This is a genomic window from Pseudomonas sp. TSO6 (assembly GCF_056098905.1).
The window spans coordinates 25,495-43,557 of sequence record NZ_JBLZWV010000033.1; the positions used below are offsets into that span (position 1 = coordinate 25,495).

The 18,063-nt window shown below is 63.6% G+C and carries 21 protein-coding genes; 4 read left to right on the forward strand and 17 right to left on the reverse strand.

All coding sequences use genetic code 11. The annotated features are described in order from the left end of the window. Positions 1 to 31: 31 nt before the first annotated feature. Positions 32 to 238, reverse strand: a complete 207-nt coding sequence (locus tag ACN6NG_RS13025; RefSeq protein WP_041167701.1) for a hypothetical protein — start codon at positions 236 to 238, stop codon at positions 32 to 34. A 369-nt stretch (positions 239 to 607) separates the two neighbouring features. Here ACN6NG_RS13025 and ACN6NG_RS13030 point away from each other — a divergent pair, with 369 nt between their 5' ends. Further along, positions 608 to 1,408, forward strand: coding sequence for a lipopolysaccharide biosynthesis protein (locus tag ACN6NG_RS13030; RefSeq protein ID WP_474314305.1), 801 nt, complete (start codon positions 608 to 610; stop codon positions 1,406 to 1,408). A gap of 72 nt (positions 1,409 to 1,480) precedes the next feature. Further along, a complete protein-coding gene (locus tag ACN6NG_RS13035; protein WP_016499489.1) occupies positions 1,481 to 1,981 on the forward strand; it encodes a methylated-DNA--[protein]-cysteine S-methyltransferase in 501 nt (166 codons plus the stop codon). 3 nt (positions 1,982 to 1,984) lie between these two features. Here the strand turns inward: ACN6NG_RS13035 and ACN6NG_RS13040 are convergent, their stop codons facing one another. From ACN6NG_RS13040 to ACN6NG_RS13050, 3 genes are all read right to left on the reverse strand, one after another. Further along, positions 1,985 to 2,227 carry a hypothetical protein gene (locus ACN6NG_RS13040; protein ID WP_063423761.1) on the reverse strand — a complete coding sequence of 81 codons (243 nt, stop codon included), beginning with the start codon at positions 2,225 to 2,227 and terminating at the stop codon, positions 1,985 to 1,987. Then, the gene (locus ACN6NG_RS13045; protein WP_474314308.1) at positions 2,224 to 2,967 is read right to left on the reverse strand and encodes a carbon-nitrogen hydrolase family protein; all 744 of its coding nucleotides are present in this window, start codon (positions 2,965 to 2,967) and stop codon (positions 2,224 to 2,226) included. The genes ACN6NG_RS13040 and ACN6NG_RS13045 overlap by 4 nt, the downstream gene beginning before the upstream one ends. A 76-nt stretch (positions 2,968 to 3,043) precedes the next feature. After that, positions 3,044 to 3,559: a DUF3016 domain-containing protein gene (locus ACN6NG_RS13050; RefSeq protein ID WP_063423759.1), complete on the reverse strand. Its 516-nt coding sequence runs from the start codon at positions 3,557 to 3,559 to the stop codon at positions 3,044 to 3,046. Between the two features lie 75 nt (positions 3,560 to 3,634). On the opposite strand from ACN6NG_RS13050, the gene ACN6NG_RS13055 reads away from it, so the two are divergent. Continuing rightward, on the forward strand, positions 3,635 to 4,366 hold the full coding sequence (locus ACN6NG_RS13055) for a metallophosphoesterase (RefSeq protein WP_041167703.1): 732 nt from the start codon (positions 3,635 to 3,637) through the stop codon (positions 4,364 to 4,366). Here ACN6NG_RS13055 and ACN6NG_RS13060 read toward each other — a convergent pair. Both ACN6NG_RS13060 and ACN6NG_RS13065 read right to left on the reverse strand, forming a co-directional pair. Further along, positions 4,314 to 4,928: a LysE family translocator gene (locus ACN6NG_RS13060; protein WP_016499495.1), complete on the reverse strand. Its 615-nt coding sequence runs from the start codon at positions 4,926 to 4,928 to the stop codon at positions 4,314 to 4,316. The genes ACN6NG_RS13055 and ACN6NG_RS13060 overlap by 53 nt on opposite strands. A gap of 196 nt (positions 4,929 to 5,124) precedes the next feature. After that, positions 5,125 to 5,943, reverse strand: coding sequence for a helix-turn-helix transcriptional regulator (locus ACN6NG_RS13065; RefSeq protein WP_474314311.1), 819 nt, complete (start codon positions 5,941 to 5,943; stop codon positions 5,125 to 5,127). Positions 5,944 to 6,074: 131 nt separating this feature from the next. Here ACN6NG_RS13065 and ACN6NG_RS13070 point away from each other — a divergent pair, with 131 nt between their 5' ends. Beyond that, a complete protein-coding gene (locus ACN6NG_RS13070) occupies positions 6,075 to 6,698 on the forward strand; it encodes a LysE family translocator (RefSeq protein WP_474314313.1) in 624 nt (207 codons plus the stop codon). Here the strand turns inward: ACN6NG_RS13070 and ACN6NG_RS13075 are convergent. The 11 genes from ACN6NG_RS13075 to ACN6NG_RS13125 form a co-directional block, all read right to left on the reverse strand. After that, a complete protein-coding gene (locus tag ACN6NG_RS13075; protein ID WP_474314315.1) occupies positions 6,695 to 9,115 on the reverse strand; it encodes an autotransporter family protein in 2,421 nt (806 codons plus the stop codon). The genes ACN6NG_RS13070 and ACN6NG_RS13075 overlap by 4 nt on opposite strands. A gap of 133 nt (positions 9,116 to 9,248) precedes the next feature. Further along, the gene (locus ACN6NG_RS13080) at positions 9,249 to 9,524 is read right to left on the reverse strand and encodes a peptidylprolyl isomerase (RefSeq protein ID WP_016499499.1); all 276 of its coding nucleotides are present in this window, start codon (positions 9,522 to 9,524) and stop codon (positions 9,249 to 9,251) included. Positions 9,525 to 9,624: 100 nt separating this feature from the next. Next, positions 9,625 to 10,104, reverse strand: coding sequence for a serine protease inhibitor ecotin (gene eco / locus ACN6NG_RS13085; protein WP_063424132.1), 480 nt, complete (start codon positions 10,102 to 10,104; stop codon positions 9,625 to 9,627). A gap of 55 nt (positions 10,105 to 10,159) precedes the next feature. After that, positions 10,160 to 10,930, reverse strand: a complete 771-nt coding sequence (gene hbdH / locus ACN6NG_RS13090) for a 3-hydroxybutyrate dehydrogenase (protein ID WP_063424133.1) — start codon at positions 10,928 to 10,930, stop codon at positions 10,160 to 10,162. 98 nt (positions 10,931 to 11,028) lie between these two features. Next, complete coding sequence (locus ACN6NG_RS13095; RefSeq protein ID WP_016499502.1) at positions 11,029 to 12,045, reverse strand: ABC transporter permease; 1,017 nt, start codon at positions 12,043 to 12,045, stop codon at positions 11,029 to 11,031. After that, complete coding sequence (locus tag ACN6NG_RS13100) at positions 12,045 to 13,103, reverse strand: microcin C ABC transporter permease YejB (protein ID WP_474314320.1); 1,059 nt, start codon at positions 13,101 to 13,103, stop codon at positions 12,045 to 12,047. Before ACN6NG_RS13100 ends, ACN6NG_RS13095 begins: the two co-directional genes overlap by 1 nt. Next, complete coding sequence (locus tag ACN6NG_RS13105; protein ID WP_063424136.1) at positions 13,100 to 14,899, reverse strand: extracellular solute-binding protein; 1,800 nt, start codon at positions 14,897 to 14,899, stop codon at positions 13,100 to 13,102. The genes ACN6NG_RS13100 and ACN6NG_RS13105 overlap by 4 nt, the downstream gene beginning before the upstream one ends. Positions 14,900 to 15,041: 142 nt before the next feature. Further along, a complete protein-coding gene (locus ACN6NG_RS13110; RefSeq protein ID WP_063424137.1) occupies positions 15,042 to 15,323 on the reverse strand; it encodes a peptidylprolyl isomerase in 282 nt (93 codons plus the stop codon). A gap of 78 nt (positions 15,324 to 15,401) precedes the next feature. Continuing rightward, complete coding sequence (locus ACN6NG_RS13115) at positions 15,402 to 16,463, reverse strand: 3-deoxy-7-phosphoheptulonate synthase (protein ID WP_063424138.1); 1,062 nt, start codon at positions 16,461 to 16,463, stop codon at positions 15,402 to 15,404. A 554-nt stretch (positions 16,464 to 17,017) separates the two neighbouring features. Beyond that, positions 17,018 to 17,569, reverse strand: a complete 552-nt coding sequence (locus ACN6NG_RS13120; RefSeq protein ID WP_016499507.1) for a YbhB/YbcL family Raf kinase inhibitor-like protein — start codon at positions 17,567 to 17,569, stop codon at positions 17,018 to 17,020. 48 nt (positions 17,570 to 17,617) lie between these two features. Next, positions 17,618 to 17,926 (reverse strand): hypothetical protein, encoded by a 309-nt coding sequence (locus ACN6NG_RS13125; RefSeq protein WP_028613899.1) that lies wholly within the window; start codon positions 17,924 to 17,926, stop codon positions 17,618 to 17,620. Positions 17,927 to 18,063: the final 137 nt, after the last annotated feature.

An 18,063-nucleotide genomic window follows, 5' to 3' on the forward strand; every position in this document is an offset into this window, starting at 1 on the left:
GCACGGGCGCCTGCATGTCGAGCGCCCACGATCACCCCACTTCACTTCGCTTGTTCAATTGCTCGCACTGCACCTGCGCATCCGTCCGGCTCGGGTAGCTCGGCGTGAGCCGCTCCTTCGCCTGGTTGTCATAAATGTCGAACCCTCCACACACGGTAGCGGCGTAGTAGCGGCTACCCACGCGGAACGACTCCTTTTCTATCGGCACCGCAGGAACGATAACGAATCTGGTTTGCATGTTTCGTGCCTCCCCAGGCAGAGACTTAAGTATTAGTCTCACCAGTGATAAGCATCAAGCAGGCTCATGAATAAAACCGTGTTTGATGAAATGGCGGCGGCCCGTTTGTCACCTCCAGGGTGGTAATCGGTATTCCTGATCCAAAGTGGGGGGAACAACCCTTGGGCCAAGTGGTCTGCTGAGATGGCCTAAGTCGAACCAGGCGGCATTGAACATGCATCGTCTGAGCGCTGTGCAGCGCTTCAGAACCCCGCCAGTCAAGGACATGGCGGTCGATTATGTTCAGGTGGGTAAAGTTAGGTAAAAGCGGCCACGGGCCATACACGGCTGGTTATTGTGGCTTGTACTGTCCAGTTAAAGATGCCATTGATGAACACACTTCCGTCGCAGCCAGGTGCTGAACGCGGGGCGTTCTCCAGTTTCGAGGCGTGTCGCAATACCCAACAGGGCCCTGTGGTGATCCTTGCCTCTGGTGCCTCTGCCAAGCATTTTCCGCTGGGCGAATTCGCCCATTTGCCCATCATCACCATGAACGGTTCGGTTGCGATGACCGCCGAACATGGCATTCAGCCTTTCTTCTACGTGTGTACCGACAAAAGCTTCAGCCAGCAACAGCCGGCCTTGTTTGCCACTGCCTTGCGCGACAGCGAGCGCCTGGCGCTGTGGCCCGAGCAGTATGCGGGTGCCGATGTGCCGGTAGGCACCGAGTGCTATGCCTTGCATAAAGCGGATACGCCGGGCCTGCTGGACGGGTTGCGTGGCCATGGTGACAGCTGCGTGTGCAACCGCACCCTGTGGAGCAAACGCAGCCGCTCGATTGCCTTCAGCAAAGACTTGGCGCAGGGTTTCTTCGACGCCCGCACAGTGGCGTACGTGGCCTTGCAGTTGGCCTATCACCTGGGCTTCGAAGAAGTGTTGCTGGTGGGGGTGGACCTGGATCAGAGCGTCAGCCGCTTCTACGAGAACGGCCAGGGGCAGTGTTCGCCGTGTGGGCTCGACCAGCATTGGGACAGCCGCATCCTGCCGTCGTTGACGCTGATGGCCAGGGAGGTCGTGAACGAGCACTTCCACGTTTACAACCTGTCGTCGATCTCGCGGATTCCAGCCGAGCTGATCCCCAGGGTCAACCTCAGGGAGGCGCGCCGGATTGGCGGTTGTGCAATTACCTGAGCAAGAAAGCGGGTGCGTGCAGGGCTGTGGATGCGTACAGTACGCCGAACGCAAACAGGCAGGAACCCGCTCATGTCCAGCGCATTCACCTTCATGCATTCGCCCGTCGGCACCCTGACCCTGGTTGCCCGCGGCCAGTGCCTGGCAGCCGTACTGTGGGAAGAGGAACGGGAAAACCGCGTGCGCCTCGGTGCCTTGCACCGTGACGACCAGTGCCCGGTGCTACTGGACACCGCGCGGCAGCTTGGCGAGTACTTTGCGGGCAAACGCCAGCGCTTCGAGCTGGCGCTGGATTTCGCCGGTACCGAGTTCCAGCGCCAGGTGTGGGCCGCGCTGCTGGCGATACCCTTCGGTGAAACCCGCAGCTACGGCGACATCGCCCGGCAGATCGGCAACCCCAGCGCGGTGCGAGCGGTAGGCGCCGCCAATGGCCGCAACCCGATCTCGATCATCGCGCCGTGCCACCGCGTGATCGGTGCTTCGGGCAGCCTGACCGGCTTTGCCGGTGGCCTGGCGGCCAAGCAGTACTTGCTGGCGCTGGAGGGCCGGCAAAGCCTGGCGCTGGACCTGTAGGCGTCAGCTGAACCAGCTGGCGACCAGGCAGGCCAGTAACGCCAGCGCCGAGCCAGCCATCAGGGTGTACTGCCGATGGGCCCGACGTGCATGGGCCTTGACCGCACGCAGGTACTCGCCCGGTTTCGGTGCATCGGGCCGATGGCGCAAACCCTCGGCCACATCGGCAAGCTGGCCCTGGATCAGCAAGCCGACCAGGTAGTAGGTGCAGGTGTAACTCAGCAACGCCAGAAACAGATAGATCATGCCGGGTGTGGGTCCAAAGGCAGGGCCATTGCGCTGGCGTTGCCAGTGTCCAGCATGATCAGCCCTTCACTGTGGTCGTCCAGGCTGGCCAGCAAGCGCCCCTGGCTGTCCCACGCTGCCGAACCGCCCGCACCGATGAAGGTGTCGGCTGGCCCCACGCAGTTGGCCATCAGTATCGGCATGCCCAGTTCACGCGCCACCTCCGGGTAATGTGCGTATCCCTCGCGGATGCCCTTGGCGGTTTTCGCCACGCTGACCAGATACAGGTCGGCGCCGTGCTCGCGGGCGGCGGCCGCGTTGGCCATGAACATCGATTCGTAGCAGATCGCCGGTGCCACATGATGGTCGCCTACCTGCAGCAGCAGTGCCTGATCGCCAGGGGTGAAGTAGGGCAGCTCGTCATCATGCAGGCGCCGTTTGGCATAGGCCTGGCGCGGTGCCCCGGGGCTGAAGATGGGCATGCCGATGCGAATACCTTCGGGTGTCGGCAACGGCAGGCCAACGGCCACGGTGATACCCAGGCGGTCACAGGCTGCCTGCAACGGGCCCAGTCGCTCGGAGCTGACCGGCAAGGCGGCCTGGCGCGCAAGGCTCGGTTCATAGCCGGTCAGCGACAGTTCGGGGAACACCACCAGCGCCGCGCCAAGGGCCGCGGCCTGCTCGATGCAGGCCAGATGACGCTGGAGGTTGCCTGGCAAATCGCCCTTGAGCGACGCCAGTTGTACGGCGCACAGTTTCATGAAATACCCTTCCCTGGTACAGGTTGAAGGGTCGAGCATACTATCGGCACCAACGCCTGTACCAGTGAAGGCTTTTTCAGCTTGCCGGGTGCGTCGCGAAGCGTTGGCGGAACCAGTCGTCGAGCATGGCCTTCTCGGCATACAGGCGGTCGCTGCTGCTGGCGACCCGGCCGGGGCGGCTGAGGTACATCTTGTCGCTGACCCGCTCCTCGGCCTGCTGGGCGGGTTTGCCCGGCTGGCTGAGGGTGTAGGTGAGGTCGATGCTCGGCCAGGTGATCTCGCGCATGAAACGCACATCGTAGGCCTGGCTGTGCCAGGGCTCGAAGCGGCCGGCCAGGTCGATGTCACGGATATCGATGACCAGCTGCTGGCCCGGTTGCAGGTAACGCTGACCGAGCTTTTGCAGGTACTGGGTAAGGGACTTCATCACATAGGCGTCGGCGCCACGCTCATAACCGTGGCTGTCCAGGCTGGCGTCGCGGAATTGTTCCGGGTGGTCGAAGCGCACCTCGACCTGCGCGGCCGGGGAGCCTTGTGCCATGCTGTTCAGTGATAGCGCCATGAGCACGGCACACACGAGGGCGGTACGCATGATGCACCTCCGGGGTAGATTGGGGGTGTTTCCATTTTACGCCCGCCATGGCAGCACCTGCAGAGGAAGATTGTAATGGGACGGTTTCGGCGGTTGCTCGCCAATATCCGGGGGCGTGACCTGGCGGTGGGCGATATCCATGGTCACTTCCAGCGCCTGGAACAGTGCCTTGAAGCGGTGGGGTTCGACCCCGCAGTAGACCGCCTGTTCAGTGTAGGCGACCTGGTCGACCGGGGGCCGCACAGCGAGGTCGTGCTGGAGTGGCTCGCGCAGCCTTGGTTCCATGCGGTGCAAGGTAACCATGAGGCGCTGGCAATCACTCGCGTGCGTGGGGGGCGGCTTGACCTGGACATGTACCGCGCAGCGGGTGGCAGCTGGTTCCTGGACCTGCCGCGGGCCGCACAATTGCGCTTCGTGGAGCGCTTCGAGCAGTTACCGATTGCCATCGAAGTGGAAAGCGCGGCCGGCCTGGTCGGGTTGCTGCATGCAGACAGCCCGTTTGCTGATTGGGCAGTGCTGCGTTCATGGCTGGAGCTGGAGCTGGATCACGACCCGAAGGTACGCGAGGTATGCCAGTGGTCGCGCCGGCGCCTGAAGGAAGGCGATACCCAACCGGTGCAGGGCCTGCGTGCTTTGCTGGTCGGGCACACGCCGGTGCTGGAGGCAAAGCTGCTGGGTAATGTCTGGCACCTGGACACGGGGGGCTGGGCGAGTGGCCACTTTACCTTGATGGACATGCGCACCTTGCAACTGGTCAGCCCCGGGCCAGATGCAGCACCAGCGCCGCAGCCAATATCACCAACATGAGCCCTGAGGCCCGCTCCAGCCACGGCAGGCTGCGAGCGAAACGCCGCAGTACCCGCTGGTTACCGATGGCCACGGCCACCAGCAGGTCCCAGAGCAGGACGATGCTGAACATCCACACGGCGTAGGCCGATTTCCAGCCGGTGCTGGCGCTGGCTACCATACTGGCAAGGCTGGCATAGAACAGCGCGTTTTTGGGGTTGAGGATGCCGGACAAGAAGCCCATGCCCAGATTGTGCCACCAGCCTTGAACCCGCTGGTTGTCAGTGACTGAGCGCAGGCTGGTTTGCCCGGCATGGCGCAGGAACAGCACGCCGATGTACAGCAGGTAGCTGGCGCCGGCCAGTTGCAGGGACGTAAACAGCAGGCTGCCTTCCTGCAACACCGACAGGCCGGTGAAGGCGATGGCGATGAACGCGCCATTGGCCAGGGCAATGCCCAGGCAGGCGCCGCTGGCGATGCGCCAGCCGCTGTTGATCGAGCTGCGTGCGACCAGGAAGAAGTCCGGGCCAGGTGAGAGCAGGGCGAGGAAGTGGGCGAGGGCGATGATCAGAAACTGTTGCATGGGCGGCGCGGCTCTGCGGGAGAAGCCGCAGTCTGCTGCCGGGCTTGTCAGGCGTATTGAAGAATATTGCGTGGTAGTGCCTTGGGGCTGCTGCGCAGCCCTATCGCGACACAAGGCCGCTCCCACAGGTCCTGCGTATGCCGTTCAATGTGTGTGGCCTTGCGTCGCGATAGGGGCGCAGAGCGCCCCCAGGATCTCAAGGGCTGCGCACATCCCGATACTGCCCTGGCGTCACGCCCACATGGGCCTTGAATACCCGCTGGAAATGGCTTTGGTCGGCGAACCCGAGGCGGTAGGCCACCTCCGCCAACGCCAGCCCTTCACCCAACAACTGCCGCCCGCGATTGATCCGGGCATTGAGCACATAGGCATGCGGGGTCAAGCCAGTGGCGGTGCGGAACGCGCGGATCAGCTGGTAGCGCCCAAGGCCGGCTTCGCGGGCCAGCACCTCCAGGCACAGTTGCGCGGGGTCTTGCCCTTCGAGGCGCGCGATCAACCCGCTCAACGCAGTCGCCCCCAAGGCGGGGGCTGCCGTCAGAGGGGCTTGTGCGGAAAAGTCCAGATCACCCACAAAGGCAATCAGCGCAGCATCCTTCTCACTGTTGCTGGCGCTGGAGAACAGCAACCTGTTCAGCTCGCAGAACTGACCATACACCGCCGGCGCCCGGCAGATACGCGCCGGTTCGCCGGGCCCGGCGCCGCCCAGCCCCGACTCCAGGCGCACGTGTGTCAGCCAGTCGGCGTCCACATGCAGCATCTGGTAGCTCCAGGCTTGCCCGGGCTCGGGGTTGCAGGCATGTACGCGGTGGGCTGGCACCAGCACCAGCGTACCGGGTGTCAGGCGTTCCTGCCCATTCGCGGCGCCGCTGAAATGGCTGTGGCCGGCATCCACTGCACCGATGGAAAACGTTGGGTGACTGTGGGCCTTGTAACAGGCCCGGCTATGACAGGCGCGGCGGCTTTCCACATGCGGGAGTGCCGGGTCGCGCCAAAGCGCGGCGTGGGAGCGGGGCATCACAAGGTCCTCTATTTCGCCGGCAGCGTAACAGGTGCCGCGTACCCATACAGTTTTTATCGCTGGCTGTAACTTGACCGCAAGGCCCGGCACACGCCGAAATAGACGCCTGTTGCCAAAGGAAAACAACAATGGACCTTTCAAGCCTGCTGCTTTTCATCCCCGCCTGCTTTGCCCTGAACATGGCGCCGGGGCCAAACAACCTGCTGTCGCTGCACAACGCCAGCCGCTACGGCCTGCGCACGGCCTGCGTGGCCGGGGGTGGTCGCATTGTCGCCTTCAGCGGCATGATCGCCCTGGCGGCCATGGGCCTGGCCGTGGTGCTGCATACCAGTGAATACCTGTTCATGGCCATCAAGGTAGTGGGTGCGGCCTACCTGTTCTACATCGCCTGGCAACTGTGGCGTGCACCGGTAGGCGAGGCTATGGTGGCAGCGGACCACCCGCGTGGCACCTGGCGCCTGACGCGCCAGGAGTTCTGGGTGGCGGCCGGCAACCCCAAGGCCATCCTGATCTTCACCGCGTTCCTGCCGCAGTTCGTCACAGTCGGCAGCGCCACCCCGGTGAGCGAGCAGTTTCTGTGGTTGGGCGCGCTGTTCCTGCTGTTGGAATGGGCGGCCATTGCCCTTTATGCAGGCCTGGGCGCCTACATGCAGCGCTGGTTCAGCCAGCTTGGCCCGCGCCGCGTGTTCAACCGGGTCAGCGCCTCCCTGCTGGGCTGCGCCGGCCTCGGCTTGCTGGCGGCGCGCCGCTAGAACTGCCAGCGCACCCCCAGGTTGACGCCGCTGGCTTCCTGCTGGCGGCTGTCCAGGTTGGCGGTGTACTGCACGCCGCCATGCAGGCTCAGCGCTTCGCTGACCTGCGCCACCACGCCGCTTTCCAGTTGTACCGAGGTGTAGCGGTAGTCGGTCTTGATCTTGTCGACACCATCGAAGGTCAAGGTGTCGCGGCCACCGTCGCCGTGCCACAGGTTAACCTGCGCATAGGGCTGCAGCAGGCGCCCGCTGCTTCCCGTGAACGCACCTTCCAGGCGCACACCCAAGCGACCCGTCAGCTCGACCTGGGCGTCATGGCTGATGCGCGAAATGTTATCGCTTGCGCTGTCGAGCGAAACTTTTTGTGCGATCAGCTGGGCTTGCGGCTCCAGCATCCAGCGCTCGGACAGGGCAATGGGGTACCCGGACTCCAGCGACGCCGTCCAGGCGTGGCCGTCCATGTCCAGCTTGTCGCCGCGGTCCGAGCGGGCTCGCCCATCAAGACGGGTGTACTGCAACACTGCATCCAGGTACGCGCCTTGCGGCCCGACCAGCGTCCAGTATGTGCCGACGCTGTCGCCATCGAGTTTGAGGTCACCCACGCTGCGGTCTTTCACGGCCAGGGCGAAACCTTTAACGTCGGCGTCCAGGCGGCTATGGCTGACGTAGACGCCGACATGCTGGCGGTAACCGTTGTCGTCGACCTTGGCATACAGGTCCTGGCCCACCTTGAAACCGTATAGGTCGCCATCCAGGCTCGGGCTGACCGTACCGCTCCATTGCTGACGCAGCGTGCCGCCGTAGGCCTGCCCCCAACTGGCAGGCAGGGCGCCTTCGCCTTTGAGCAACTGTTGGTCACCCTGGCGTTGATGGAAGGTGCCCAAGGCCTGGCGGGCGATGATCGCAGCGCCTCTTGGAACGGCAGCGTAAACCGGGACTTCCGGGCGATACAGCGGCAGGCTTTCGCCTTGCACGGGGGCGGGCAGGTCGACCTGGCCAGGTGCCGGTGCGGCAACAGGTGGTGTCTGGGCCGGTGCTATCACAGGTGGCTCGCCCGGCTGTGAAGGTTGTGTGGGTTGTTCGGGCTCGGGTACAGGTGCCGGAGCAGGTGGCGCAACCAGCGTCGAGCGCAGGTACCAGCTGTTTTCGCTGCCAGCGGTTACACCACCTTTGAACAACCGGTAGTCATAGGCACCCACCGATAGCGTTTGCGTCTGCACGAATGCAGTGGCAGTGCTGGTGGCGCCGTCACGGGCTTCGACAACCTGGATGCCGTTCTGTGCAGTTGCTGCACCCGCGCCATTGAGGTTGTTGACGAGCAATTGCGTGGAGCCGCTAATGGCGCCACGGCTGACCACCAGGCGGTCGGAGGCAGCGCCATCGCCTGCCAGCACGCTATTCAGGCGCAGGGTGCCGTTGTTACCGGTGTAATCGCCCTGAACGGTCAGGCGGCCTTGAGCGTCGTTGCCACGACTCAGGTCGACGGTGCCGGCGTTGACTACCGATACCTTGCTGTCACTCTGGATGCTGACGATGCTGCCCTGACGGCTGTTCAGCGCGCTGCTTGCATCGATTTGCAGGGTCCCGGTCCCAGTGGCCGGGATCACGCGTGGCTGATCGCTGCCCAGGTCTCCCAGTGTAAGCGTGTCGTTGAGGGTGAGCCGGCTGCCTTGCTGGAGGTTGATGGACTCCCAGTTTATGTACGACGCACCTTGGCCGACCCGACTCTGCTCGAACGTCAGTGTGTCCGTGCCGGTACCGCCGTCCAGGATAACGGCAGAGTTGCCCAGGTCGAGGGCGCGGACGATGGCGGTGTCATCGTCATTCTCCATGATGACCCGCTTACCGATCTGGCCACCCGTCCAGGTAAATTCATCCTTGCCGTTGCCAGTGCGTATTTCGCCTTTGAGCGTGCCGCCGCTGATGGTTATCTTGTCAACGCCGCTACTGGTACTGATATCACCGCCGACGGTGCCGCCCGTCATGATGATCGTGTCGTTGCCAAGCCCGCTGACCACGTTGCCAACAACAACGGTTTCGACACCGAGCCCTTGCGAAATCTCGAGGAAGTTGTCAGCGAGCTTGAGATCGATTCGGCCAATGCTGCCGCCTTTGAACCACGCCGTGTCTCCATCTTCAAAAGCGCCCGTGATGGTGCCGCCGGTCATGGTGAACGTGTCCATGTCACCGCCTTGGTTCAATGACCCTAGCGTGCCGCCAGACATGGTGAAGGTGTCTTGGCCATTGCCTTGTTGCAATGACTGGACCGTTCCGCCGCTGAGGGTGAACTCATCAGCGGTATTGGTTTGCACGAGGGCACCAAGGGTTTCACCGGGGGTAACCGTCAGGGATTGGGAATGAGCCAGTAATGGCAGTGCCAGCAGGGGGAAGGGCAGCAGCAAGCGGGGGCATCGCATAGGCAGGTCTCCGGGTCCATTCAAGGGTCCACTACCTGAAGCGACGCCAGCAGGACGGCTTCGGCCCTGCCGGAGTTGTATGTAATGTTGGGTGACGGGGCAACTGGCAAAAATGTCAGGTGGCCCGCTGCCATCAATCGCGGTAGAACGTTTGCACCAGGTGGTAACCGAACTTGCTCTTGATCGGCCCGTGCACCACACGCAAAGGTTTCTTGAAAATTACCTGGTCGATAGCGCCGACCATCTGGCCCGGGCGGACTTCGCCCAGGTCGCCGCCGCGCTTGCCCGAAGGGCAGATAGAAAACTTTTTGGCGAGCACGTCGAAAGCCTCGCCGTTGGCGATGCGCTGTTTGAGCTTTTCGGCTTCGTCAGCGGTCTTGACCAGGATGTGGCGGGCTTGGGCTTTCATGAGGTACCTGTGCTTCGGGCGCGAAAAAAGGGGCGCATTATGCCTGATAGATTCGCCTTGCAGGAGCGGCACAAGGCCGCTCCTGCAGGGGCCGCGGTAGTTATTCGACTTTAGCCTTTTGCACGTCCTGCGACGCCGACCAGATGCGGTAGCGCACCTCGACATCCTTGGGCACATACACCACCACCGGCAGCTTGCTGTTGTAGCGCAGCAGGAAGCCGTCACCGATCACTGGCACGAAGGCCTTGGTCTTCTTGCCATCCGGGCAGGCCATCAGGGTGCTGGCCGGGCCGCTGACTTTGTCCAGGCGGTAGTAGTTGTAGCCCCAGCCTTCCAGGGTGCGTTCTTCCAGGCTGCCGCCCAGGCGCTGGCGATTGCAGTCAACCTGCAAGGTCTTGCCGGCGAGGATTTCCAGTTTGTAGGCCGATTCATCGGCCTGTGCCGGCAGGTGGATAACCTGCCGGGTAAAGCCTTTGTCCGCTTCGGGGTAAGGCGCGACGTCCTTCAGGCTGGCCGCCATCACAGGCGTGGCGGCAGCCAGGGTGAGGGCCAGAATTGCGGTCATCGGGGTAGGGCGCATAGGGCCTCCTTGCAGATAAACGAATGCGAACCCGCCGCCAGGCCCAGGCTGCCCGTCACTGGGCCAACCAGCCACCATCGACGTTCCAGGCGGCGCCGCGAACCTGGCTTGCGGCCTCGCTGCACAGGAATAGTACCAGCTCACCCAGGTGCTCGGGGGTGACAAACGCCAGCGATGGTTGCTTTTCGGCCAGCAGATCATGCTGTGCTTGCAGCGGATCGCCACCGTTGGCAGCACGATCGTCGATCTGCTTTTGCACCAGCGGGGTCAGCACCCAGCCGGGGCAGATGGCGTTGCAGGTGACATTGCTGGTCGCGGTTTCCAGGCCTACCACCTTGGTCAGGCCGACCACACCATGCTTGGCTGCAACGTAGGCCGCCTTGCCGGTCGAGCCGACCAGGCCATGCACCGAGGCAATGTTGATGATGCGCCCCCAGTTGCGCGTGCGCATGCCCGGCAGGGCCAGGCGCGTGCCATGGAACACGGCTGACAGGTTCAGGGCAATGATCTTGTCCCAGCTTTCCAGCGGGAACTGCTCCACCGGCGCTACATGCTGGATGCCGGCGTTGTTGACCAGGATGTCGACGCCACCGAATTGCCGTTCGGCCAGGGCGAACAGCGCTTCAATCTGGGCCACGTCCGACAGGTCGGCCGGGTGGTGAGCCACCTTCACGCCATGGCGGGCGATGTCGGCTATGGCCGGTGCCGGGTCGCCAAAGCCGTTGAGCACGATATTGGCGCCAGCGCGGGCCAGTACCTGGGCGATACCCAGGCCGATGCCGCTGGTGGAACCGGTGACGAGTGCAGTCTTGCCTGTGAGGGTCATGCCAAGCTCCTTGTCAAGTAAAGGCAGGTCCGAAGATTCAGCGTATGTGGAGGTCCTGTGGGAGCGGGTTTACCCGCGAAGAGGACGGGCCTGATAACTCATCCTCTGGGGTCGAACGCTTCGCGCAAGGCATCGCCGATAAACACCAGCAACGACAAGATCACCGCCAGCGCAAAAAACGCCGTAAAGCCCAGCCACGGTGCTTCCAGATGTTGCTTGCCCTGGGTCACCAGCTCACCCAGCGAGGCACTCCCGGCCGGCATGCCGAAACCGAGAAAATCCAGTGCAGTCAGGGTGGTGATTGCCCCGGTCAGCATGAACGGTACATAGGTCAGCGTGGCGTTCATGGCATTGGGCAAGATATGCCGCAGCATCACCTGGCTGTCCGGTAACCCCAGCGCGCGAGCGGCTTTCACGTACTCCAGGTTGCGCCCACGCAGGAACTCGGCGCGCACCACATCGACCAGGGCAAGCCAGGAGAACAGCGCCATGATGCCCAGCAGCCACCAGAAATCCGGCTCGACAAAACCGCTGAGGATGATCAGCAGGTACAGCACCGGCAACCCCGACCACACCTCCAGCAGGCGCTGGCCGAGCAGGTCGACCCAGCCGCCGTGGTAGCCCTGCAACGCGCCGGCCACCACGCCGATAAACACGCTGACCACGGTCAGTGCAAAGGCAAACAGCAGTGATACCCGCGTGCCATACAACACCCGAGCCAGCACGTCGCGGCCCTGGTCGTCGGTGCCTAGCCAGTTGCTCGCACTGGGCGGGCTGGGGGTGGGTACCAGCAGGTCGTAGTTGGGCGTATCGGCACTGAACGGGATGGGCGCGAACAGCATCCAGCCGCCCTGGCCTGCGATCAATTGCCGTACATAGGCACTGCGATAGTCGGGCTGGAATGGCAGTTGGCCGCCGAATTCCTGCTCGCTATAGCGCTTGAGCGCCGGCACATACAGGTCGCCCTTGTAGCCCAACAGCAGCGGCTTGTCGTTGGCCACCAGCTCTGCGCACAGGCACAACAGCAGAAGGCCGGCGAACAGCCACAGCGAGACCCAGCCCAGGCGGTTGCGGCGAAAGCGTTGCAGGCGGCGGCGCGAGACGGGCGAAAGCATCAGTGCGCCCTCGTGTCGAAGTCGATACGCGGGTCGAGCAGGGTGTACGACAGGTCACCGATCAGGCGGATCAACAGGCCCGCCAGGGTGAAGATGAACAGGGTGCCGAACACCACCGGGTAATCCCGCGACACGGCGGCCTCGTAACTCAGGCGGCCGAGGCCATCGAGCGAGAAGATCACCTCGATCAGCAATGACCCGGCGAAGAACACCGTGATCAGTGCCTGCGGTAACCCGGCCACCACCAGCAGCATGGCATTGCGCAGGACGTGGCCGTACAACACCCGGCGCTCACTCAGGCCCTTGGCGCGGGCGGTGACCACGTACTGGCGGGAAATCTCGTCCAGGAAGGCGTTCTTGGTCAGCAACGTAAGGGTTGCGAAACCGCCGATCACCAAGGCCCCGACCGGCAGCACCAGGTGCCAGAAGTAGTCGGCCACCTTGCCCAGCAGGCTGAGTTCGTCGAAGTTTTCCGAGACCAGGCCGCGTACCGGGAACCAGTTGAGCGAGGTGCCGCCGGCGAACAGCACGATCAGCAGCAAGGCGAACAGGAACGAGGGCAGGGCGTAGCCGATCACGATCAGTGCGCTGCTCCAGGCATCGAAACGGCTGCCGTGGCGAACGGCCTTGCGGATGCCCAGCGGGATCGATACCAGGTAGGTGATCAGGGTGGCCCAGAAGCCCAGCGACAGGGTGACCGGTAACTTGTCGAGGATCAGGTCGGTGACTTTGGCACCACGGAAGAAGCTGCTGCCAAAGTCCAGGCGGGCATACTGGCCGAGCATCAACCACAGGCGTTCGGGGGCGGACTTGTCAAAGCCGTACTGGCGCTTGATCTCTTCGATCAGTTTCGGGTCCAGGCCGCGAGTGGCCCGCGACTCACTGTGCACCACTTCCGCCCGGGCGCCGGGTGAGCCGCCACCCAGGCCTTGCAGCCGCGCAACGGCCTGTTCCACCGGGCCACCCGGGGCGGCCTGGACGATGGCGAAATTCACCAGCAAGATCGCCAGCAGCGTCGGGATGATCAACAACAGGCGGCGCAGGATGTAGGTGGTCATGGCGTGGCCTTCCGGCGTTCGGCCATTTGCGCGTTGGTCAGCGGGGTGGGGCTTACTTCCCACCAGGTGTCCAGGCCTTCGTCATAGGCGGCCTGGACCTTGGGCAGGCCGAAGCGGTTCCACCAGGCGGTAGAGCTGCCCGGCGGGTAATAATTGGGGATCCAGTAATAGTTCCATTGCAGCACCCGGTCCAGGGCATGGGCGTGCTGCAGCATGTCGGCCTGGGTGTCGGCGCGCACCAGGCCGTCGATCAGGTGGTCCACGGCCGGGTCCTGCAACACCATCAGGTTGTTCGAGCCGGGGTCGTGGGCGGCTGCCGAGCCAAAATAGTTGTACAGCTCGGCACCGGGCGACAGGGTGACCGGGTAGCCGGTGACGATCATGTCGTAGTCGCGTGCCATCAGGCGGTTGACGTACTGGGCTGAATCGACATTGCGAATGTTCAAGGTGACGCCGATCTGTGCCAGGTTGCGTTTCCACGGCAGCAGCAGGCGCTCCAGGCCGGACTGGCCGTTGAGGAAGGTGAATGCCAGCGGCGTGCCCTGGTTGTTCACCAGGCGGTCACCTTCGGGGTGCCAGCCGGCTTGTTCGAGCAGCGCCAGGGCCTGCAACTGCTGCTTGCGGATAATCCCCGAACCATCGGTGACCGGTGCGGTAAACACGGTGGTGAAGACTTCGTCCGGTACTTTGCCACGCAGCGGATCGAGCAGCTTGAGTTCGCCGGCATCCGGCAGCTTGCGGGCTGCCAGCGGGGTGTTGGAGAACACGCTCTGCTGGCGGATGTACAGGTTGCGCATCATCTGCCGGTTGCTCCACTCGTAGTCCCACAGCATGCCCAGCGCCTGGCGCACGCGGCGGTCCTTGAACTGCGGCTGGTCGAGGTTGAACACGAAACCCTGGGCAACCTGCGGTTTGGCCGGGCCCAGGTGGGCGCGTTGCAGGCGGCCGTCGTCCAGTTGCGCGCCGTTGTAGCCCAGGGTGTAGGCGGTGGCGGAGAACTCGCGGTTATAGTCGTAGCCACCGCCTTTGAGCACCTGGCGCGCCACTTCGGTGTCGCCGAAGTACTCGATGCGCAGCTGGTCGAAATTGTAGCGGCCACGGCTGGCCGGCAGGTTGCGCGCCCACCAGGTCGGGTTGCGCTCGAAGGTGATGCTGCGGCCGTTGTCGATGCGCCCGATGCGGTACGGCCCGCTGCCGACCGGCTTGTCGAAGCCGGCACCATTGGCGAAGTCGCGCTGCTGCCAGTCATGTTCGGGCAGCACCGGCAGGCTGGCGAGGTCCAGCGCCAGGGTGCGGCCGTGGTCGGCCTTGAAGTCGAAGCGCACGTGCTGCGGGCCTTCCACGGTGACGCCGGTCACGTCGGCGAACTGGGTGCGGTATTTAAGGCTGCCCTTGCTCATCAACAGCTCGAAGGTAAACCGTACGTCCTCGGCGCGCACCGGTTTGCCATCGGCGAAGGTGGCACGCGGGTCTATCTCGAAACGCAGCCAGGCATCGTCCGGGCCACGCTCCATGTTTCGGGCGATCAGGCCATAGACGGTGTAGGGTTCATCGAACGAGCGCACCGCCAGTGGCGCGTATAGCAGGCCGTCGACCTCGCTGACACCGATGCCCTTGTCGATATACGGCAGGATATGGTCGAACTGGCCGATCTCGATGGCCGAGCGGCGCAGGATGCCGCCCTTGGGGGCGTCGGGGTTTACGTAGTCGAAATGCTGGAAGTCGGGGGTGTAGCGGGGGGCTTCGTCGTAGACGGTGAGGGCGTGGCTGGGAGCGGCCTGGACCGTAAAGCCCATGCACGAAAATACAAGCCCCCACAATACTTGTGGGAGCGGGTTTACCCGCGAATGCGTCGGAGCAGGCAACGAGGTTGTCTGGTCTGGCCTCTTCGCGGGTAAACCCGCTCCCACAGGGGGTCTGATCACCGGGAGGGGTGAATCAGTCCTGGCGGCTGGTCACTTCCAGCAGGTGGTAGCCGAACTGGGTCTTCACCGGGCCTTGCACAGTGTTGACCGGGGCGCTGAACACCACGGTGTCGAATTCCTTGACCATCTGGCCTGGGCCGAACGTGCCCAGGTCACCGCCCTGACGGCTGGACGGGCAGGTGGAGTTGGCTTTGGCGATTTCAGCGAAGTCGGCGCCTGCTTCGATCTGGGCTTTCAGTTCGTTGCATTTGTCTTCGCTGCTGACCAGGATGTGGCGGGCGGTTGCACGGGCCATGGGTACTGCTCCTTGGGGTAAAAAGGCAAGCCTAGCGCACTTGCTTGGGGTATGTCTCGCCAGGCTCGCAACCTCGGCTTACAGTTTTTGTGCCGCCTCACGCAACAGGGTTTCAGTCGAGGCCCAGCCCAGGCAGCCGTCGGTGATCGACACGCCGTATTTCAGTGCCCCCTTGCCCAGCGCTTGGCAGCCATCGAACAGGTGCCCCTCTATCATCACGCCAACGATCGAGCGGTCACCGGCCAGGCGTTGTTCCAGCACTTCGTTGAACACCGCTGGCTGGCGTGCCGGGTCTTTGCCGCTGTTGGCGTGGCTGCAATCGACCATGATCCGCGCCTGCAACCCCACCTTGGCCAGGGCCTGGCGGGCCATGGCGATGCTGTTGGCATCGTAGTTGGGGCCCTTGTGGCCACCACGCAGTACCAGGTGTGTATCGGGGTTGCCCAGGGTTTCGATGATTGCCGGGTGGCCCTGCGCATCCATGCCGAAGTGGCGGTGCGGGTGGGCAGCGCTGCGCATGGCGTCGCTGGCGATGGCGATGCCGCCGTCGGTGCCGTTCTTGAAACCGACCGGCAGCTCCAGGCCACTGACCATTTCGCGGTGAATCTGCGATTCGGTGGTGCGTGCGCCAATCGCGGCCCAGGCCAGCAGGTCGTCAAAGTAGCCGGCGGCCATCGGTTGCAGCAGCTCGGTTGCAACCGGCAGGCCACGCTCGATCATGCTCAGCATCAGCCCGCGGGACAAGGCGATACCCGAGTGCATGTCGTCGCTGCCATCAAGGTGCGGGTCGTAGGCTAGGCCTTTCCAGCCCACGGTAGTACGCGGTTTTTCGACGTAGGCGCGCATCACCAGCAGCAGCTTGTCATCCACTTCGCGGCTGAGGGCGGCCAGGCGGTCGGCGTATTCCAGGGCCGAGCGTGGGTCGTGGATCGAGCATGGGCCGACGATGACCAGCAGGCGCTCGTCGCGGCCTTCGAGGATGTTGCGGATGGCTTGGCGGTGGGCCTGGACTTGCTGGGCCAGTTCACTGGACAGCGGCATTTGCTGCTTGAGCAGGTGCGGGCTGGGCAGGCGCTTGCTGACGGTGGTGTTGGCTGCTTGCGGCTGGGTCAGGGGCAGGGCGAGGTTGGTAGCTTGCATGGCGTTTTTCCCTGGGCGGACGGCGGGTTCTGGCCCGCGTGGTCGGCCCTATCGAGGTGTTCGACAGATCGTTGAATTCGTATTGGCTGCGGCATTGCCACCTGTAGAAGACCGATCGGAGGCGGCAGGCTGGCCCGAGCGGGATTGGCTAAATCGCCAGGCATAGGTGTTTGCGTAGTAGTAAGTGGCGTAGTTCATGAATCTGTCCTCAATATGAATCGGTGTTGTTCAAAGGCCTGAAAAGCAAAACCCCCGGTCGGGGAGCCGACCGGGGGTTTGAGTATTCTCATGTTCGGCGGCCCCTCGAAGGTGGGCGCCGTGTGGGTATCGGCGCCTAGTGGCTAAACCAATACCCAAAGTAATAGCTGGCAGGTGCCACGCAGCCGGCAACGGCCAGCACAGGGCGCAGGTTGCGACCGGTGTGGTTGGCGTGGTTGCGGATGTGTTTTGGCATGTTGCTCTCCAGTGAATGAGCCCGAGCTTACTTCAGTTTTACCGGGCCATTCAATGGATAAATGCTATGGGGCCGATCATTTGTTTTTGTACTGATTGGTTCAATGGCCATAACGACCGACCAGGCTCTGCGCCCCCAATGCGTGGCCTTGTAGCAACTGCAGCAGGCCATTGCGGTCCAGGCCTTCGGGCAAGGTGCCCAACGGCAGGTCGGTGGCGATCAGGGTCAGTGCGTAATGGTGCGGGTTGTCGCCAGCGGGTGGGCAGGGGCCCCGGTAGCTGAGGGTGCCCCGCGAGTTGCGCCCCACAGTCACGTATTGCCCACTGAGCCCCGCCATGCCTTCCTTGAGCCCATCGTGTTCCGGGTCGATGTTGTAGGCGACCCAGTGCACCACGCCGATACCCTTGCCGCCGTCCGGATCGAACATGATCAGCGCGAGCGACCGGGTACCTGCGGGCAGGTTTTCCCAGCTCAATTGCGGGGTGCGCTCTTCTCCGGCGCCGCAGGCCGGGTCCGGCCCGACCTGCTGCAGGGCGATCACCCCACCATCGGTGAACGACGAGGAACTGATCGACAGCGCCCCTTGGTTACTGCTGTTGGCCAACGCCGTGCAAGGCAGCAGGGCGGCGAGCAGCCACGGTTTGACGTTCATGACGGATCCTTGGCAGGGCTTTGGGGCGCAGTGTAGCCGAGGCGAGCCTTAGTGGCTGTCCTGGTCCTCGGCGGTGCCGCCGGTGTGCCCGGCCCCAGAGCCGGTCGCCTCGCCCGTGCTGTTGGAACCCCCACTGGCCCCGTCGGCGGCATCGCTGTTGCTGCCGGTGTCGCTGCTGTCGTTGTCCTGGCCGCTGCCGGGGCTGTTGACGCTGCTGTCGTCACCGGCGGTCTTGCCGCCAGACTGATCGGTTTGCGGGCGGCTGTCGGTGTTGGTGTCGGTGGCGGCGAAGGTGGTGCCGGTGAGGCTGGTCAAGGCCAGCGCCAGGCACAGGGAAAGCGGGCGAATGCGGATCATGGGAATGCTCCTTTGCGGATGATCTGTCATTCGTTTGGCTGGCGACGGGTGGCGGGGTGCCTTCTGGGCGACGGGTGGTCATTTCAGGGGCTGCCTTGCAGCCCAACCGCGACGCAAGGCCGCTCCCACAAGGAAAT

What these genes read in the sequence shown, in the direction of transcription:
- ACN6NG_RS13025 (WP_041167701.1), bottom strand. Translation starts at nt 238, where the DNA reads ATGCAAACCAGATTCGTTATCGTTCCTGCGGTGCCGATAGAAAAGGAG.
- ACN6NG_RS13030 (WP_474314305.1), top strand. Translation starts at nt 608, where the DNA reads ATGAACACACTTCCGTCGCAGCCAGGTGCTGAACGCGGGGCGTTCTCC.
- ACN6NG_RS13035 (WP_016499489.1), top strand. Translation starts at nt 1,481, where the DNA reads ATGTCCAGCGCATTCACCTTCATGCATTCGCCCGTCGGCACCCTGACC.
- ACN6NG_RS13040 (WP_063423761.1), bottom strand. Translation starts at nt 2,227, where the DNA reads ATGATCTATCTGTTTCTGGCGTTGCTGAGTTACACCTGCACCTACTAC.
- ACN6NG_RS13045 (WP_474314308.1), bottom strand. Translation starts at nt 2,967, where the DNA reads ATGAAACTGTGCGCCGTACAACTGGCGTCGCTCAAGGGCGATTTGCCA.
- ACN6NG_RS13050 (WP_063423759.1), bottom strand. Translation starts at nt 3,559, where the DNA reads ATGCGTACCGCCCTCGTGTGTGCCGTGCTCATGGCGCTATCACTGAAC.
- ACN6NG_RS13055 (WP_041167703.1), top strand. Translation starts at nt 3,635, where the DNA reads ATGGGACGGTTTCGGCGGTTGCTCGCCAATATCCGGGGGCGTGACCTG.
- ACN6NG_RS13060 (WP_016499495.1), bottom strand. Translation starts at nt 4,928, where the DNA reads ATGCAACAGTTTCTGATCATCGCCCTCGCCCACTTCCTCGCCCTGCTC.
- ACN6NG_RS13065 (WP_474314311.1), bottom strand. Translation starts at nt 5,943, where the DNA reads ATGCCCCGCTCCCACGCCGCGCTTTGGCGCGACCCGGCACTCCCGCAT.
- ACN6NG_RS13070 (WP_474314313.1), top strand. Translation starts at nt 6,075, where the DNA reads ATGGACCTTTCAAGCCTGCTGCTTTTCATCCCCGCCTGCTTTGCCCTG.
- ACN6NG_RS13075 (WP_474314315.1), bottom strand. Translation starts at nt 9,115, where the DNA reads ATGCGATGCCCCCGCTTGCTGCTGCCCTTCCCCCTGCTGGCACTGCCA.
- ACN6NG_RS13080 (WP_016499499.1), bottom strand. Translation starts at nt 9,524, where the DNA reads ATGAAAGCCCAAGCCCGCCACATCCTGGTCAAGACCGCTGACGAAGCC.
- eco (WP_063424132.1), bottom strand. Translation starts at nt 10,104, where the DNA reads ATGCGCCCTACCCCGATGACCGCAATTCTGGCCCTCACCCTGGCTGCC.
- hbdH (WP_063424133.1), bottom strand. Translation starts at nt 10,930, where the DNA reads ATGACCCTCACAGGCAAGACTGCACTCGTCACCGGTTCCACCAGCGGC.
- ACN6NG_RS13095 (WP_016499502.1), bottom strand. Translation starts at nt 12,045, where the DNA reads ATGCTTTCGCCCGTCTCGCGCCGCCGCCTGCAACGCTTTCGCCGCAAC.
- ACN6NG_RS13100 (WP_474314320.1), bottom strand. Translation starts at nt 13,103, where the DNA reads ATGACCACCTACATCCTGCGCCGCCTGTTGTTGATCATCCCGACGCTG.
- ACN6NG_RS13105 (WP_063424136.1), bottom strand. Translation starts at nt 14,899, where the DNA reads ATGGGCTTTACGGTCCAGGCCGCTCCCAGCCACGCCCTCACCGTCTAC.
- ACN6NG_RS13110 (WP_063424137.1), bottom strand. Translation starts at nt 15,323, where the DNA reads ATGGCCCGTGCAACCGCCCGCCACATCCTGGTCAGCAGCGAAGACAAA.
- ACN6NG_RS13115 (WP_063424138.1), bottom strand. Translation starts at nt 16,463, where the DNA reads ATGCAAGCTACCAACCTCGCCCTGCCCCTGACCCAGCCGCAAGCAGCC.
- ACN6NG_RS13120 (WP_016499507.1), bottom strand. Translation starts at nt 17,569, where the DNA reads ATGAACGTCAAACCGTGGCTGCTCGCCGCCCTGCTGCCTTGCACGGCG.
- ACN6NG_RS13125 (WP_028613899.1), bottom strand. Translation starts at nt 17,926, where the DNA reads ATGATCCGCATTCGCCCGCTTTCCCTGTGCCTGGCGCTGGCCTTGACC.